This window comes from Proteus myxofaciens ATCC 19692 (assembly GCF_001654855.1).
GTDB classification, from domain to species: Bacteria; Pseudomonadota; Gammaproteobacteria; order Enterobacterales; family Enterobacteriaceae; genus Proteus; species Proteus myxofaciens.
Genome location: NZ_LXEN01000073.1, coordinates 10,160 through 27,160 on the forward strand (window position 1 = coordinate 10,160; position 17,001 = coordinate 27,160).

At 35.6% G+C, this 17,001-nt stretch carries 12 protein-coding genes; 9 read left to right on the top strand and 3 right to left on the bottom strand.

Annotated features, from left to right (window positions below):
- Positions 1–422: 422 nt before the first annotated feature.
- The 4 genes from M983_RS07850 (at position 423) to M983_RS07865 (ending at position 5,018) form a co-directional block, all read left to right on the top strand.
- Positions 423–2,846 (top strand): DMSO/selenate family reductase complex A subunit, encoded by a 2,424-nt coding sequence (locus M983_RS07850; protein ID WP_066749527.1) that lies wholly within the window; start codon positions 423–425, stop codon positions 2,844–2,846.
- On the top strand, positions 2,843–3,484 hold the full coding sequence (locus tag M983_RS07855; protein ID WP_066749528.1) for a DMSO/selenate family reductase complex B subunit: 642 nt from the start codon (positions 2,843–2,845) through the stop codon (positions 3,482–3,484). The genes M983_RS07850 and M983_RS07855 overlap by 4 nt, the downstream gene beginning before the upstream one ends.
- On the top strand, positions 3,481–4,380 hold the full coding sequence (locus tag M983_RS07860) for a dimethyl sulfoxide reductase anchor subunit family protein (protein WP_066749529.1): 900 nt from the start codon (positions 3,481–3,483) through the stop codon (positions 4,378–4,380). The genes M983_RS07855 and M983_RS07860 overlap by 4 nt, the downstream gene beginning before the upstream one ends.
- Positions 4,381–4,445: 65 nt before the next feature.
- Complete coding sequence (locus tag M983_RS07865) at positions 4,446–5,018, top strand: molecular chaperone TorD family protein (protein ID WP_066749530.1); 573 nt, start codon at positions 4,446–4,448, stop codon at positions 5,016–5,018.
- Between the two features lie 80 nt (positions 5,019–5,098).
- On the opposite strand, the gene norR is transcribed toward M983_RS07865, so the two are convergent.
- A complete protein-coding gene (gene norR / locus M983_RS07870; RefSeq protein ID WP_066749531.1) occupies positions 5,099–6,610 on the bottom strand; it encodes a nitric oxide reductase transcriptional regulator NorR in 1,512 nt (503 codons plus the stop codon).
- Between the two features lie 185 nt (positions 6,611–6,795).
- On the opposite strand from norR, the gene norV reads away from it, so the two are divergent.
- A complete protein-coding gene (gene norV / locus M983_RS07875) occupies positions 6,796–8,235 on the top strand; it encodes an anaerobic nitric oxide reductase flavorubredoxin (RefSeq protein WP_066749532.1) in 1,440 nt (479 codons plus the stop codon).
- Positions 8,232–9,386: an NADH:flavorubredoxin reductase NorW gene (gene norW / locus M983_RS07880; RefSeq protein WP_066749533.1), complete on the top strand. Its 1,155-nt coding sequence runs from the start codon at positions 8,232–8,234 to the stop codon at positions 9,384–9,386. Before norV ends, norW begins: the two co-directional genes overlap by 4 nt.
- A 110-nt stretch (positions 9,387–9,496) precedes the next feature.
- Here norW and M983_RS07885 read toward each other — a convergent pair whose 3' ends face one another.
- Entirely contained in the window at positions 9,497–11,707 is a 2,211-nt protein-coding gene (locus M983_RS07885) for an extracellular solute-binding protein (RefSeq protein WP_066749534.1), read from the bottom strand.
- A gap of 352 nt (positions 11,708–12,059) precedes the next feature.
- On the opposite strand from M983_RS07885, the gene M983_RS07890 reads away from it, so the two are divergent.
- The 3 genes from M983_RS07890 to M983_RS07900 are packed head-to-tail and all read left to right on the top strand — an operon-like array spanning position 12,060 to position 14,891.
- On the top strand, positions 12,060–12,881 hold the full coding sequence (locus M983_RS07890; protein WP_066749535.1) for an MBL fold metallo-hydrolase: 822 nt from the start codon (positions 12,060–12,062) through the stop codon (positions 12,879–12,881).
- Between the two features lie 13 nt (positions 12,882–12,894).
- Positions 12,895–14,136 carry an MFS transporter gene (locus M983_RS07895; protein ID WP_066749536.1) on the top strand — a complete coding sequence of 414 codons (1,242 nt, stop codon included), beginning with the start codon at positions 12,895–12,897 and terminating at the stop codon, positions 14,134–14,136.
- A gap of 41 nt (positions 14,137–14,177) precedes the next feature.
- A complete protein-coding gene (locus M983_RS07900) occupies positions 14,178–14,891 on the top strand; it encodes an MgtC/SapB family protein (RefSeq protein WP_066749537.1) in 714 nt (237 codons plus the stop codon).
- A 59-nt stretch (positions 14,892–14,950) separates the two neighbouring features.
- Here the strand turns inward: M983_RS07900 and M983_RS07905 are convergent, their stop codons facing one another.
- Positions 14,951–16,921, bottom strand: coding sequence for an acyltransferase family protein (locus tag M983_RS07905; protein WP_245684028.1), 1,971 nt, complete (start codon positions 16,919–16,921; stop codon positions 14,951–14,953).
- Positions 16,922–17,001 lie beyond the last annotated feature (80 nt).

Genomic DNA, 17,001 nt, shown 5'->3' on the forward strand with positions numbered 1-17,001 from the left:
CATTTTTTATGTTTATTAATATAGCAGTTGCTACTATTAGGGCACATTAGCAAATTGAAGTTATGTGTTTAAATTCGCTATATAAATATTAATATATCGAAACTGACTTAGCGCAAATTTAAACCTTTATGATATCTATTTATACAACGCCATTAACAATCAAAAAACGTGTTTTTAACACTGTCAATAAATAGGCCGAAATTCAAATCTCGTTGTCTGGTTTTAGAATGTTGACACACTATTAATCCTCTACTATCCCCTTCACAGACGTTATTTCGGACGTTCTGTCATTGTCTATGCATTCAATAATAATGCAGCGGAAACCAGACATTCCCTTTATTCATCACTGAGAAAATACGCGTTTTTTATATCAAGTATCGGGTATATCGGTTCCGTCTATTATGTTTAAGGTAGCGTTCAATATGAGCAATCAGTCCGATCACAATAATGATATAAAAAATAGAGTTAATAAGGTCAGCCGTCGCCATTTTTTACAAGCAAGTTCTGCTTTAGTGACACTACCTTTTCTCACCTCGAAATCAATTGCGACAACACCAGAGTCTCTTATTTCGACACCATTAGCATATAATCAAGAAGACACAGAGCGTGTCGTTTCAACCTGTAGTAGTTTTGACTGCGGTGGAAAATGCGATATTCGAGCTCATGTTAAAGATGGCAAAGTCACCCGTATTAGTACGCGTCCTGATGCCGATTTAGATGAAGAAATGCCTATTATGAGAGCCTGTGTAAGAGGCCGTGGCTATCGAAAATTTGTCTATCATCCTGATCGTTTAAAATATCCAATGAAGCGAGTTGGAAAACGCGGTGAAGGTCACTTTGAACGTATTACATGGGATGAAGCCACTACGATTATTGCCGATAATATGCAACGAATTAATCAGCAATATGGCCCTTCTTCACGCTTTGTTAGCCTAAGTACCGGTGTAACAGGTGGCATATTCTCTGGCGCGAATATGCTACGCCGTTTATTTAATCTTACAGGAGGATTTCTTGAAAACTATCACTCTGTCAGTAATGGCAATACACTCGCAGTCACACCTTATACCTATGGAACAGCGGCCAGTGGTAGCACTCTAGATACACTAGAAAATACGCCATTAGTCATTTTATGGGGCCATAATCCTAATGAAACGATTTTTGGTCACTCTAATCATTATTTTCAGAAAATGAAGACAAACGGCACCAAATTTATTGTTGTCGATCCTCGTTATTCTGATACTGCCTCATCGCTTGCAGATCAATGGATACCGCTTTTACCGACTACTGATAATGCCATGATGGATGCCATGATGTATGTTATCGTCAGTGAAAATCGTCATGATAAAGCGTTTATTGATAAATACACGATAGGGTTTGATGAACACCAAATGCCAGCAGGTGTAGGTGAAAATGAGTCGCTTGTCGCCTATTTAATGGGTAAAAAAGACGGTATTAAGAAAACCCCAGAATGGGCTGAAACTATCACTAAAGTCCCTGCTGATACTATTCGCCAATTAGCCCGTGAATATGCCTCAACAAAACCGGCTGCATTAATACAAGGCTGGGGACCTCAGCGTCATATCTGCGGTGAACGTACAGCCCGTGGTGCAACACTATTAGCCACTATCACAGGTAATGTCGGTGTGCGTGGTGGTTGGGCTGCAGGTTATGGTATGGCGTTAAATACTGAATTACGTAAAACCATTGCAGGACCGAGTTTATTAACAAACCCTGTCAAAACCAAAATTAATATCACCAACTGGGTACAAGCTTGTGAAGATAAAACACTCGTTACGCCACAAAATGGCTTACTCAATGCAGAAAAGTTAGAAACTGAAATCAAAATGATTTTCTCCATGGCGGGTAACTACATGGCGAATCAAAACACCGATATTCTTCATGCTGCTAAGATACTTGAGGATGAATCGAAAGTAGAATTTATTGTCTGTAGTGATCTGTATTTAACCCCAAGTGCAAAATTTGCCGATATTTTATTACCAGAAACAAGTTTTTTAGAGCGCTGGAATATTGGTGGTACTTGGAGCTATGGCGATTACATTATTCTTTCAGAAAAAGTTATCGAACCTGAATTTGAGCGACGCACTGACTATGATTGGTTACGTGAAGTTGCCGATAAAATTGGCGTTGGTGAACAATTTAGTGAAGGTAAAAAAACCGACAAAGATTGGATTGAATATTTAGTTAATGATGCCAGCCAAAAACGCCCTGAAGACGGTATTCCGACTTTTGATGAGTTATTAATTAAACGCCGTCATCTATTAAAACAACGTCCTCATCCTCAAAATGTCGCGTTTGAGAAAAATATTCAAGATATTGACAAAAATCCCTTTCCAACGCCATCAGGGAAAATCGAAATTTTCTCTAAACGCTTGTATGACATGAATAATGTCGATATTCCTGCACTATCACACTATGTGCCAGCGATTGAAGGGCCTGAAGATACCTTAACAGCACACTATCCTCTCCAGCTTATTACATGGAAAGGACGTAATCGTGCTAACTCAACACAATTTGCCAATCCTTGGCTACAAGAAGTGCAACGCCAAGAATTGTGGATCAACCCATTAGATGCTCAAGAAAGAAAGATCAGCGAAGGCGATAAAGTCAAAGTTTATAACGACAGAGGGATCACCATGATCCCCGCTAAATTAACTCAGCGCATTATGCCTGGCGTTGTGGCATTACAAGCCGGTGCGTGGTGGCAACCTGATAAAAATGGTATCGATCAAGGAGGATGTGCCAACGTCTTAACCTCATCTCGTCGCACTGCAATGGCGCATGGCAATGCTCACCAAACTCTATTGGTTGAGGTAGAAAAAGCATGAGTAAATTTATTGAGTACCCAGCAATTAGCGAAAAACAATTAGGTTTTTATATCGATAGTGCCCGTTGTTCAGGCTGTAAAGCTTGCCAAGTGGCATGTAAAGATAAAAATAATCTTGATGTGGGACGTAAATTTCGCCGTGTATATGAAATTACCGGCGGTGGCTATATTCGCAATACAAAAGGTGCACTGATTAATAATGTTTTTGCTTATACCTTATCTATTTCGTGTAATCACTGTGCTGATCCTGTTTGTGTGAAAAATTGCCCAACAACCGCGATGCATAAGCGTGAAGGTGACGGCATTGTCATGGTGAATACCGATAAATGTGTCGGGTGTGGTGCTTGTGCATGGTCTTGTCCTTATGGCGCACCGCAAATGAATCCAAACACAAAACAAATGTCAAAATGCGATTTTTGTATCGATTTGCAATTAAAAGGTGAACAACCTGTTTGTGTTGCAACATGCCCTTTAGGCGCTATTCAATGTGGCCCTATTGATGAATTACGTAAACGTTATGGCAATGTCGATTATGTCACGGGATTGCCTGATCCTAATATCACGCATCCTAATTTAGTGATTAGTCCACACCAAGGAGCAAATAACGACGGTATTAGCCATAAAGGAGAAACAAAATGAATGAATGGTCGCTATTAATTTTCACCTTTATGATGAATGCCACAATAGGGTTAGCATTAATGACGGGGTTATTTGCTCGTCGCCTTTCTCATACTCTTAATGCAGAAAGTTATTATCGCGTTATGTTGCTAGCGCTACTCATTATTTGCGGATTAGCAGGATTAGGCTCAATTGCATCTATTACTCATTTAGGTGTGCCATTAAATGCCCCTAATGCGATTAGAAATGTATTTTCATCATGGCTAAGCCGTGAAGTTGCCGTGACTGCTATTTTTGTTGGTAGCTTAGGGCTCACTTTTTTATGGTTATGGCGTACTCGAAAACTTTCTATACTGTTATTAAGTAGCAGTATTCTGATTGGGCTTTTTGATATTTATTGCATGGCATCTATTTATCGCCATACTTCAATACTGACGTGGATGGATAACAATACCTATGTGATGTTTTTTGGTGCCATGCTCACATTAGGCTCTGCGCTATTTTTCTTATTAATAAAAATACTCGAGTGCATTGGTCATAAAGTAGGTATTGATATACCACAACAAACATTATCCATACGTAACCAGTGGCAACTCTGGTCTATTATGGCAATAAGCCTAATAGGACGACTTTTATATCAACCAATTTATGAGCAATATTTAACAAGTACACGTTATAGTCAAACATCGGTGACATTCCCTTTATCACCCATTGATGTTTACTATTCTATTGGTACATTACGCGCAATGTGTTGGGTACTAGCCGTATTTGCTGTCTTTATCTGTGGATATAGTATTGTGAAACAGTTAAAACAAAAAAATCAACCTAAGCCTAACCATACCTTATTTATTATAGGTTGTATCATTGCCATTATTGCTGATTTTATGTTGCGCTATGTTTTCTATTCTATTCATTAAATAAGCTAACTTAATAATAAAAATAAAATCAAAGATAAAATTTAGTGAAAGGAATACCTCATAAAATGAGCAAGCTTTCTTATTATGCCGCTGCATTTAATTTATTGGGAATGTGTTATTTATTTCCTCCTGATGATGACATCAATAAAACTGCAATTCGTTTTTTTAAAACAGGAGATTTTGCAACACAGTGGCCTTGTAAAATCAATAGTCAACTTTGTGAAGACATAATAAAAGCGGCTTCAGCAGATATGAGCCAATTAAAAAAACAATGGCAACATCTTTTTATTGAAATTAATAATTTGTTACCTGCTTTACCTAACAATACATTGTATTTAAAACTTGATGATATACCACAAAGTGAGCTTACTTGTAGATTAATTGAATATTTAAAATGTGAACAATTTAAATCAAAAGATGATTTTCCTAACTCTATCGAGAGTATCGGTTTAGTGTTATTCCAAGTGGCAACATTAGCGTCTAAAAAAAGAGAAGATGCAGTTAATAAATTATTAACTCATTACTTAAATACGTGGCTCCCTCATTATCTAAATAGTGTAAAAATGAGCGGGTATAGCCAATTTTATAGTCTATTAACAGAACTGGTAACCATCACGGTGAATGCTTTCAGAAAATAATTATTAAATCTGCCCTAATATAATCATTAAGGTAATTTGGATCACGCCCCAAATTACCTTTTTATTTGTATAGTAGATAATTATTTCAGTCCTAATCGCTTTGTTAAACGACGTAAATTAGCAGGATCTAATGATAATTCTCGCGCTGTCGCAGCCCAATTATGATTATTATTCAACAAAGCCTGTTGAATCATATTTCGCTGAAATTTATCTGTCGCTTCTTTTAAATTTTGTGCTTGAGTCGTGAATATTTCTGTTGATATTTTAGGTTGCTCTTGCGTCCCTAATGCAAAATGACTAACTTGCAATATCACGCTATCAGATTTGCTACTCGCTCTTGCTAAAACAATAGCACGATGAATAGTATGCTCTAATTCACGCACATTACCAGGCCATGTATAATGCAATAAATATAAACGCAATTCAGGGCTAACGACCACCTGTGATAACCCAAAACGCTGGCGGTATTGTTCACAGAAATAACCTGCTAATAAAATAATATCATCATTACGCTCTCGTAATGGTGGAACATGTAAAGGGAAAATACTTAAACGGTGAAAAAGATCGGCACGAAAATGTCCGGCTAATACATCTTCCCATAAATCACGATTCGTCGCAGCTAAGACTCGCACATTGACCCGTAAATTACGATCATCACCGATACGCTGGATATCACCATATTGTAATACTCGTAATAATTTTGCTTGAAGTGAAAGTGACAGCTCCCCTATTTCATCAAGAAATAAACTGCCTTTATCCGCCATTTCAAATTTACCGCTACGATGGCTAATAGCCCCCGTAAATGCGCCTTTTACATGACCAAATAATTCACTTTCGGCCACACTTTCAGGTAATGCTGCGCAATTTAAATAGACTAACGGATTATCTGCACGAAGTGACGTTTCATGAATTGCTTTCACTACCAGCTCTTTACCCGTTCCTGTTTCACCACTGACTAAAATATTCATATCAGCGTTAGCAACAATCTCTATTTCTTTTTTGAGCTGTTGCATAGCAGGCGATAAACCAATAATTTCTGTTTTTGCCGTCGATTTGAAACTGTTTTTTGGGGTAAATAACATATTTTGATTTTCGAGTTGCTCAATCAATAATGCATTATTTAAAGCCCCCGCAGTTAATGCTGCAATTAAGCGTAATTCTTCATCACTAAAATTATCAAATTGATGAGGATTCATTCCATCTAACGTTAATGCACCAATTAAGTCTTGCCCTGCAAATAAAGGTAAACCAATACAGGCATGAACTTTTAAATGTTCACTATTTGGAATAAGACCATCGTAAGGGTCTGGTAAATCACTATCAGCAGGAAAACGAACTACATCTCCAGCACGAGCAATCGTTTCAAGACGAGGATGTCCTTCAAGTAAAAAGCGTCGCCCTAATACATCAGAGACTAAACCATCAATCGCTAATGGAATAAACTGATGAGGTTCATAACGTAGTAACGCTGCCGCATCACAATGAAGCACTTGCCTAAGTGTGGTTATTAATCTTTGAAATCTATCTTGATGACCGACATCTTGTTGTAATTCAATCGCAATTTTGGCTAATACTTCTACTGAAAATCCCATCATTTACCCCATAGTCATATTGACTCTTATTGTGGTCATTTTGACATGAAAAAGATAGTCATTTTAACACACTAGTTATTCATGAATTATAAAAACACTATAAAAACAATTAGATAAAAGTTGGCACGCTTATTGATTATATAAATACATATCACTATTAAAGATTAATCAAAAGGAATCACACAATGGCTATTCATGTTAAAAATAATGTTAATTGGGTTGGACAAAGAGATTGGGAAGTACGTGATTTTCATGGCACTGAATATAAAACATTATTAGGTAGTAGCTATAATAGCTATTTGATTTGTGAGGAAAAAAAAGTACTTATTGATACAGTTGACCATAAATTCAGTCGAGAATTTGTGCAAAATCTACGCACGCAGATCAACCTCAATGATATCGATTACATTATTATTAATCATGCTGAAGAAGATCATGCTGGCGCACTCACCGAATTAATGTCGTTTATTCCTAACACACCCATTTATTGCACTGCTAATGCGATTGATTCAATTAATGGTCATCATCATCATCCAGAATGGAATTTTAATATTGTTAAAACAGGCGATACATTAGATATTGGCAATGATAAGCAACTGATTTTTGTCGAGACACCAATGCTACATTGGCCTGACAGCATGATGACCTATCTTACAGGTGATGCTATTTTATTCAGTAATGATGCCTTTGGTCAGCACTATTGTGATGAGCGTTTATTTAACGATGAAGTTGATCAAACTGAACTTTTTGAACAATGTCAGCGCTATTATGCCAATATCTTGACTCCTTTTAGTCGTCTTGTTACTCCTAAAATTAATGAAATCCTTGGCTTTAATTTACCTGTCGATATGATTGCGACATCGCATGGTGTAGTTTGGCGTGATAATCCAACACAAATTATTGAATTATATCTAAAATGGGCTGCTGACTATCAAGAAGACCGTATTACTATTTTTTACGATACCATGTCAAACAATACACGAATGATGGCAGATGCAATCGCACAAGGAATTAACGAAGTTGACCCTAATGTGTTTGTAAAAAGCTATAACGTCGCCAAAAGTGATAAAAATGACATCATTACTAGTGCATTTCGCTCTAAAGGTATTTTAGTCGGCTCATCGACAATGAATAATGTCATGATGCCAAAAATTGCCGCCATGCTTGAAGAAATGACAGGCTTACGTTTTCGTAATAAAAAAGCTGCCGCTTTTGGTAGTTATGGCTGGAATGGTGGTGCTGTTGATAGAATCCAAACTCGCTTAATGGATGCTGGTTTTGAAACTGCGTTAGCACTAAAAACAAAATGGCGTCCTGATATGCAAGCACAAGAAGTCTGTCGTGAATATGGACGAGAAATTGCGCGTCTTTGGGCTTTAGCGCCGTTAATACAACGTCCAACAATAGAATTACCACCTAATACAGAATCGGTTAATACAACGACTGATTTAGGGCCTTGTATGCAATGCAGTGTTTGCCAATGGATTTACGATCCTGCTGTCGGTGAACCAATTCAAAATGTGCAACCTAATACACCATGGAGTGAAGTTCCGGATTCATTTTTATGCCCTGAATGTTCATTAGGAAAAGATGTTTTTGATGAATTAGCGAAGGAAGTAAAATGAAACTAGAAACATACCAACACGGTATCGTTATTATTGGTTCGGGCTTCGCAGCCCGCCAATTAGTGAAAAGTATCCGAAAATTAAATACGGATATCGCTATTACATTAATTGCAGCTGATAGTCTTGATGAATATAACAAGCCTGATCTCAGCCATGTTATTAGTCAATCTCAACAAGCGGATGATTTAACCAAGCAAACGGCATCAGAATTTGCGCAACAATATCAATTATCGCTTTATCCTTACACTCATATTACTCATATAGATCCTGTAGAGAAGCTTATTGAGAGCCAGCAAGGAGATAACTGGCACTATGATAAATTAGTTTTAGCGATAGGAGCAAAAACGTATTGTCCCTCTATTGCGGGTAATCAGTTAATGCTTACCTTAAATAGCCAACAGGAATATCGTGCTTATCAAGCCCAGATCAACCAAGCCAAGCGAATATTAATCTTAGGTGCAGGGCTAATTGGTACAGAATTAGCAATGGATTTTAGTCGCGCAGGCAAAGACGTCACACTAAGCGATATTTCAGGGCAATTATTATCTTCACTTCTCCCCGCTGATTTAAGTGGGCGTTTGCAAAAAAGTCTTGCCGATATTGGGGTACATTTACTTTTAAAATCGCCTATCGCCTCATTAGAGCAAACAGAAAATGGGATTAAAGCTACTTTTAATCATCAGCACCAATTAACGGTTGATTGTGTCATTGCTGCAACAGGATTAACGCCAAATATTCAGTTAGCGCAATGTGCAGGATTAAAAACGCAACGCGGAATTATTGTGAATGAATATCTACAAAGCAGTGATAAAGATATTTATGCATTAGGAGATTGTGCACAAATTAATGATAGTTTATTACCATTTTTACAACCTATCCAAATTAGTGCGATGCATTTAGCAAAATCACTCGTTGCTGAAAATACAGTGCCATTAACATTTCCTCCCATGATTATTCGGGTAAAAACACCGTTAATGCCTTTACATCTTGCAGGTGACACGACTCGTCATGATTTAACATGGGATATCAACTCAACATCTTTAGGAATTGTTGCAAAAGGATATTCTTCTGACGAGATATTACGAGCCTTTATTGTCACACAAGAGAGAGTGAAAGATTCATTTACACTGTTAAAAAATCTGAATCATTAATTTTTTCTAACTCATTGGCGTAAAGCAAATCTGGTACTTCTTATTATAAAAAAGAGGGCTATAAAATGCCCTCTTTTTATTTTTATCTTGCTTCGCAAAAAAATAGCTTATTAACGCTCATCTTGAGTATCATCTAATAGGCGCTGGTTAATATATTCTATCGTCTCTTCTATTGTCATAATATGGTTTATAACATTAGTGATACCTTGGCCAATAATAACCTCGGCTTTGCGTAAATTAAATAAATTACCATTAGGCGCTGAAGACTCACGTATTCCTTTATTAATTTCTTGATATGCTAATGACATCCACGGGTAACGATGACTTACCTCTTGGTTATGACTAAAATTTTGATGATTACTATTTCCACCTAATAGAATCAGGTGATCCATAACCATTGGTGAATAAAGCCAGCGATAAAATTGCTCTGCGTAATGTGCTTTCTCGCTATAACGCGAAACGCCTAATACGCCACCACCCAATTGAGCAACTCCACCAGGCACTGATGCAAAACCAATTTTAGGAACAATATTGGTATGAGCAACATCATTGAATAAATTCATATACGCAATCAGCATAGCAAGATGGCCTTGCTCAAATTGTTTTACGGATTCACTCCACCATTTTCCATAAATATTTTCAGTAATAGGTAATTGATGCAAATACTCTTTTAATACATCACCAGCAAGTGGCATGATTAATTTAGGTATTCCATCCTCATTAATAAGACGCCCGCCTTGCTCGTAATAGCGCAATAAATATTCAGTCGCTATTAAGCCTGCACTGCCTAATGTCGTTGATGCACCCATCGGCCTTGATAAATTACCTTCTTCATGGTTTTCAGTGAAAAATTGTGTTATTCGATCATATTCTTCGAATGTTGTCGGCACGATTAATTCATCACCTGTTTTTTCGTAATACATTCTTTTTAAAATAGGATCTTCAAATAAATCTTTTCGATAGAAAAGTAATTGTGCACTGGCATCAAAAGGCATGGCATAAGCAATATTATTAACTAAGCCAAATTTTTGCTGAGTAGGTAAAGAAAAATTTTTTAATAGATCAGCTAACCCATGGCCTATTTTATCTAAAGGCTGTAACACTCTTTGTGCAAACCAAGGAAAACATGCTATATCCATTCGCAATAAATCATAATAAGGATGCAAATGTAATTGATCGAGTATTTGATAAACTTCATCATAAGGGTGTATTGCTAAATTGACTTTAATTCCTGTCTGACGATAAAAATGAGGAAGGATCTTTTTTAAAGCACTTGTTGAAGGGCTAGGTAAAATAAGCAAATTCAAACTAGCATCTTCTTTTTCAACATGAGTGGCTAATGGCAAAGCGGTATAAAGATGGTCATTTACATTATGTACACAAGTTATATTTTGAGTGCCATTCAGCGTTTGTTCATCTTTTTCTTGCATTAACTCATCAATAACTTCTAATCCTAGTTGTGCATAATTCATCGGAAAGCAATATAACCCTGTTAAAACAGAAGGAATATTATCACTTAATGTAAAAATAGGAGCACAATCACTCGAACTACCAAAATAGTTGGCTTGCGTTAAATAACGAGCTTTTTCAATATCTTCTGCAATAAAAATCTCTGGGATTTTCTCCATAGAGAAAAAATCAAATGCTGTTTTATAGCTCTCTTCATCAGTAGCACAAAGAACAACACACTTTTTATTTGGCGCTATTTTCTTTAGCTTATTTTGTAATTCATCAACAAATGTCTGGCTATTTAAATAATGATAATTATCAGTAAATATTCCTACTAATTCGCCACTGATGCTGGCAATTTGTCGTGAAATAGCCTTAGCCGCTTGTACAAAATCTAATGTAAAGAAACACTGAGCATTTTTTGGTCGCCGATAAATAAATGCAATCTGAGAAGGTGGCAATTTTAACGTATCAAAATAAATAGTCGCATCCTTTAAGCAACTCACTGTTATAACCTGTTTATAACCACCTGCTGCTATCTTTTGTAATGCTTCTAATTCCGCTGTTTCTAATGAATCGGTTAAAAATAATTCATAAGTCACTTCTGGAAAATGCGCGAGGGTTTGTCTTAATGAATTAAAGAATATTGAATATTTTTCACAGACTAACTGAGGTAATAATATGGCAATTTTATGGCTTTTATTAGTTCTTAGTAACTGAGCTTGTGTATTTAATTGATATCCCATTTGTTTCGCAGCTTGATAGACTGCTTCAATTTTTTCTACACTAACATTGCCGCGTTTATTCAATACATTAGAAACAGTTCCATGCGAAACGCCAGCTAATTTTGCAATATCTTTTATTGTCGCCATGTCTCTTATTCACCCCAATTTACCCATTTACTAGCATACCTGAATTAATTATCTCTACTACCGATAATTGATTTGAACGTTCCATTCATAATTAGATTATAATATAGACAAATTATAAATATATTAAATTAATAATATTGAATTACAATAGAAAATAATTAACCATAAATATCAACAAGATAAAAATTAATATTTGAATAAGATCACTGATTTTACTCTCAAGTATTGGCAAATACTGCCTACTAATCTATTATTGGAACGTTCAAATTAATCTATGCTTTGTAGATAAACAACACCAGATTTTTTTTAAATATTCAAAAAACAAAATAAAACAATAATATAGGGGCTTCTTATGAAACTTCATTTTTTAGGAACGGGAGCCTCTGAAGGCATACCGAATCCTTTCTGCCGTTGTGAACATTGTCTAAAGGCAAGAGAATTAGCAGAGAAGAATATTAGAACCCACTCTTCTGCTATTGTGGATGAGTTAATGCTTATTGATGTTTCACCTACATTTAGTTATCAATTAATGCGTGACAATATGGATGCAACGCTTTTCGAAAGCTTGCTATTTACCCATACTCACCCTGATCATTTTAATGTCGGCGAATTATTTAGCAGAATGGAAGGGTATGGTTTTGAAATTAATCATCCCCTTCATATTTTTGGCAACGATCGTGCTATTAACGGGTGTATTGAAGTATTACCTGGTTACAGTAAAGAACGTTTTGCTTTTCACTGCTTAATCCCTTTTATTACTGTTGAACGAAATGGTTATAAAATAACACCATTACTCGCCAATCATGCTAAATGGGAACTTTGTTATGTTTATCATATTGAGAAAGATGGCAAAGCTATTTTCTATGGACATGATTCAGGTTGGTTCCCTGAATTAACATGGAAATGGTTAGAAAATAAACCACTGGATATTGTTGTATTCGAATGTACTTATGGATTAAACGGGCAAGATCGTACTAATAATCATATGAGTCTTGAAACTGTTTTTGCCGCTAAAGAGAAATTACAACAACAAGGTTGTTTACATCAAGATACACAAATTGCTGTGTCACATATCTCACATAGTGGCAAATTGCTTCATCACGAATTAGAAGCGGTTTGTGCACCTCATAATATCCGTGTTGCTTATGACGGATTAACAATAGAAACAAACTAAGAGCACAACTTTCATGGATATGAAAATAACCTCTCGCTTACTCATTATGATGTTTGTGCAATATTTCATGCAAGGGGCATGGAATATGACTATGGGGCTGGTATTAAGCTCTTATGGTATGGCGCATATTATTGGTAATGCCTACGCTTTATTAGGTGTCGCAACGATTATCTCACCATTATTTATTGGAATGGTCGCCGATAGATTCTTTGCGTCACAAAAAGTTATGGGTATCTTGCATTTAATTAATGCGGCCGTCATTGTTTGTGTTCCCCAATTTATTGAAGCACAAAATAGCGGTATGACATTATTCCTTATTTTCATTATCGGTTTACTATTTTATCCAACAACCGCGCTATCAAACAGTATCAGTTTCTCTCATATTAATGGCGTAAAATATTTCCCTATTATTCGCGTATTCGGTACGTTTGGTTTTATGGCTATCGGATTTATATTAGGAGAAATGGGCTTCTCTGGTAGCACGATGACATGGTATATCGCCTCTGCTGTCGGCGTATTATTAGGTCTCTATTGCTTTACGTTGCCAAATACACCACCGAAAGCCAAAGGGAAACCGTTCTCAACACGAGATATATTATGTTTAGATGCACTTTCATTATTTAAAGATCGCTATTTCGCAATCTTAATGTTCAGCATCTTTATTTTAATGATCCCTAAAACGGCTTATTCCGCTTATATCCCTGTCTTTATTAAAGCGCTAGGTTTTGATAATGCAGCGTCTATTATGCAAATTGGTATAGCCTGTGAAGTGATCTTTATGTTCTTACTATCATTTTTCTTAATGAAGTTTGGATTTAAAATCACATTATTATTAGGTGCAGTAAGCTGGATTATTCGCTCTATGTTCTTCTCATATGCAGCAATGGATACCGGCCTTTACTTTATTGTCATCGGATTAATGCTACAAGGTTTGTGCTGGGACTTCTTCTTTACTGCTGGTGATATATATGTTGACCGTAAAGCAAAACCTGAAATTCGTGCACAAGCACAAGGTTTACGTTTTATTGTTTCCAATGGTGTGGGCTTATTATTTGCCTCAACTATCTGTGGTGAAATCTTTAATTCCACAGTAACAGAAAAAGGCGATGCAGCTTTACCACAATGGGCAACATTCTGGCACTATCCTGCTATTGTTGCTGCTGTTGTAACCTTATTCTTTATCTTCTTTTTTAAAGATGATGTCTCTAAAAAGAAAGCAAATAAAAAAGAACAACAAGGTATTACAACATCTTAATAGTTAATAAATAAAGGATAAGCCATCGTCAGGAGCAAACCATGGATTCATTAATACAGTTTGTTGACTCTATTGGCCCTTTATCATTCTCAAGTATTGCTAAATTATTGGCCGCCTTTATTTTAGGCGGTCTCATTGGCTTAGAACGCGAATCAAAAGGAAAGCCAGTTGGCTTTAAAACTTGTGTCATTATTGCTGTCGCCAGTTGTTTATTAACTATCGTTTCTATTCAATCAGCTGAATATTATGCAAATATTTCTGACAATATTCGTAGTGATCCAATGAGACTTGCTGCACAAATTATTAGTGGTGTTGGCTTTTTAGGCGCTGGAGTTATATTACATCGCCGTGATGATGCAATTTCAGGATTAACTACCGCAGCCATTGTTTGGGCTTCAGCTGGCGTAGGTATTGCTTGTGGTTCTGGTTTTTATTGGCATGCCATGATTGTTACCGTTCTCTTTTTTATGGCAATTCAGCTTAGCCCACAAGTAGTGTTATTTCAGATGAGAAATCAACGATTAGGTAAGATAAAAGTACGAATGTTATTTACACATGAGAGTGGCGTACCTTTATTAATTGAATATCTTAAAAATAATAAAGACGTTGTTGAGAATCTCACTATTCGTGATATTAAAAAAGAACGGGTAGAAGTGAATATAAAACTCTTAGTTCGTCAAAGAATTACGCTTCCCGAGTTTTATTGTTCATTAAAACAGCTTGAGTATGTCTATTCAGTCTCGCTTGATCACTAATATTTAGTGATGTTTATAAAGCCACTTATGAGTTTTTTATAAGTGGCATTTTTTTATCATTATTGCTTTAAGGGATTACTCTCGCGTTTAATATACATCATGCCAAATAATGTCGATGCATAATCCGTAATATGCCCTACATCACGATAAACAGGCACACCATCAATATCTGTTAAACAACTTGTTTTATCACACTGTACATCTTTAGGATCGATAATAATTAATGTTGGATAATCGATTTTTAATTGAGTAAATAACTGACTAAACCAACTATTATCATCTGGTTGATAACTGTCAGGATTACAGCGATTATCAGCAAAATCTTTCCTTAATTTCGCATTTTCATAAAAGCAGGTCATAAACCCATAAGGCATAGGATTTATTGTTTTAATAATAACAGGTTTAGCCCCTGTCGATACAATTATATCTAATGCTTCACGCATTGCGCGTTCAATTCTTTTACGAGATTCATTAACCGTTCTAACATCACCGATTTTATTAATAACATGGTCTGATGCGTAATTATTCCAAACATGAGCCAAGATGACATAATCAAATTTTTCCTGCTGAATTCGTTGATAATATTGCATTGTTTGCGAATAACAACGGTGATAAATATCATTTTTATGATTTGACCAATCATAAAGATAAATATTAGGCAATGTAATACAAGATGATGTTGCTTGAGCATAAATATCTAAGTCCGCATCTTTACCTATAATATCCATAAAGCCCCAAAAATGATTGGCATGAGAATCACCAAATAAAAAAGCTTTTTTAGAACTATCAATAGCACCAATATGGCACATTTTTTTAGGATCAGAAGCTTGGAAATTCATACATTTTTCTCGATTTGGATATGAATATTTATTGAGCTTTTGTTCTAAATTGACATAATTTTGCCCTAATCTCATCCCAAATCCGTGATATCTTTCATTTAATGCATTAAGGCCTAATGCACCGACTATAGGTAAAATAAGTAACCATGTTATTGAATATTTAAAGGCTATACGTTTGCTTCTAAAGGGGCGCTCAATATAACGATATGAAAAAATAGCTAATAATAATGTCGCACTCAGTATTATTCCTTTTTGTACTAGCGTTTCAAATAATCCGACATATCGCGCTATTGCAAATAAAGGCCAATGCCACAAATAGAGTGAGTAAGATAATAACCCAATAATAACAATAGGTTTTAATGAAAGAATTCGTTGAATAATACTAGATTGTTGTCCTGTATAAATAATAAGTGCAACACAAATGCAGACATAAAGTGTATTAATATTAGGGTAACCAACCATCATATTAGGCTGAAATGCTATCCATAAAATAATGCCTAACGCTAATACACTGATAATATGATTTAAAATTTTATTTAGTTTTATCGAATTAGGAAGATAAGCAACACATACACCTAGCATAAATTCAAAAATTCGCGCACTAAAGAAGTAATAATTTTTAGGCTGATCTTTTTGATAAAAGAACATTAAGAAAATAGAAATAAGAGTAATAGATACAATAGGATAAAAGTGATTTATTTTATGATTTATCTTATGAAGGCCATAAAGTGCAATAGGTAAAAAGAGATACCACTGCCATTCTATTGCTAAAGACCATGTATGCAGAAGAGGTAAAAATAGAGCGTCTTGCCCAGCATAACTGGTTGTTACTCTTGCAAAATATTTGTTTGATAGAAAAGCAGAAGCGTATTTTTCACTATTTGTTATATCAAGATAGTCATTAGGTAGATAAAAAATGCCTGATAACACTAACACTGCTATCAACAGAACTAAATAAGCGGGTTGTAATCGCCATAATCGGCGATTATAAAAATCACAAAAAGAGAAGTTTCCTTGTGATAAAGCGGTTTTAATGATGAGTGAAATTAAAAAGCCAGAAATAACAAAAAAGATATCAACACCAATAAATCCAGAAGGAATTAAGTGGTTATCTATATGAAAAAAGATGACAAGTAGAACAGCTATAGCTCTTAAACCATCAATATCAGCACGATACTTCATATTCATCATTAAATAAAAAATCCAAATGGTAAGTTAATCATTGGATTATATACTAATTAATAATTTCTCTTTAGCTCTCACAGATAAAA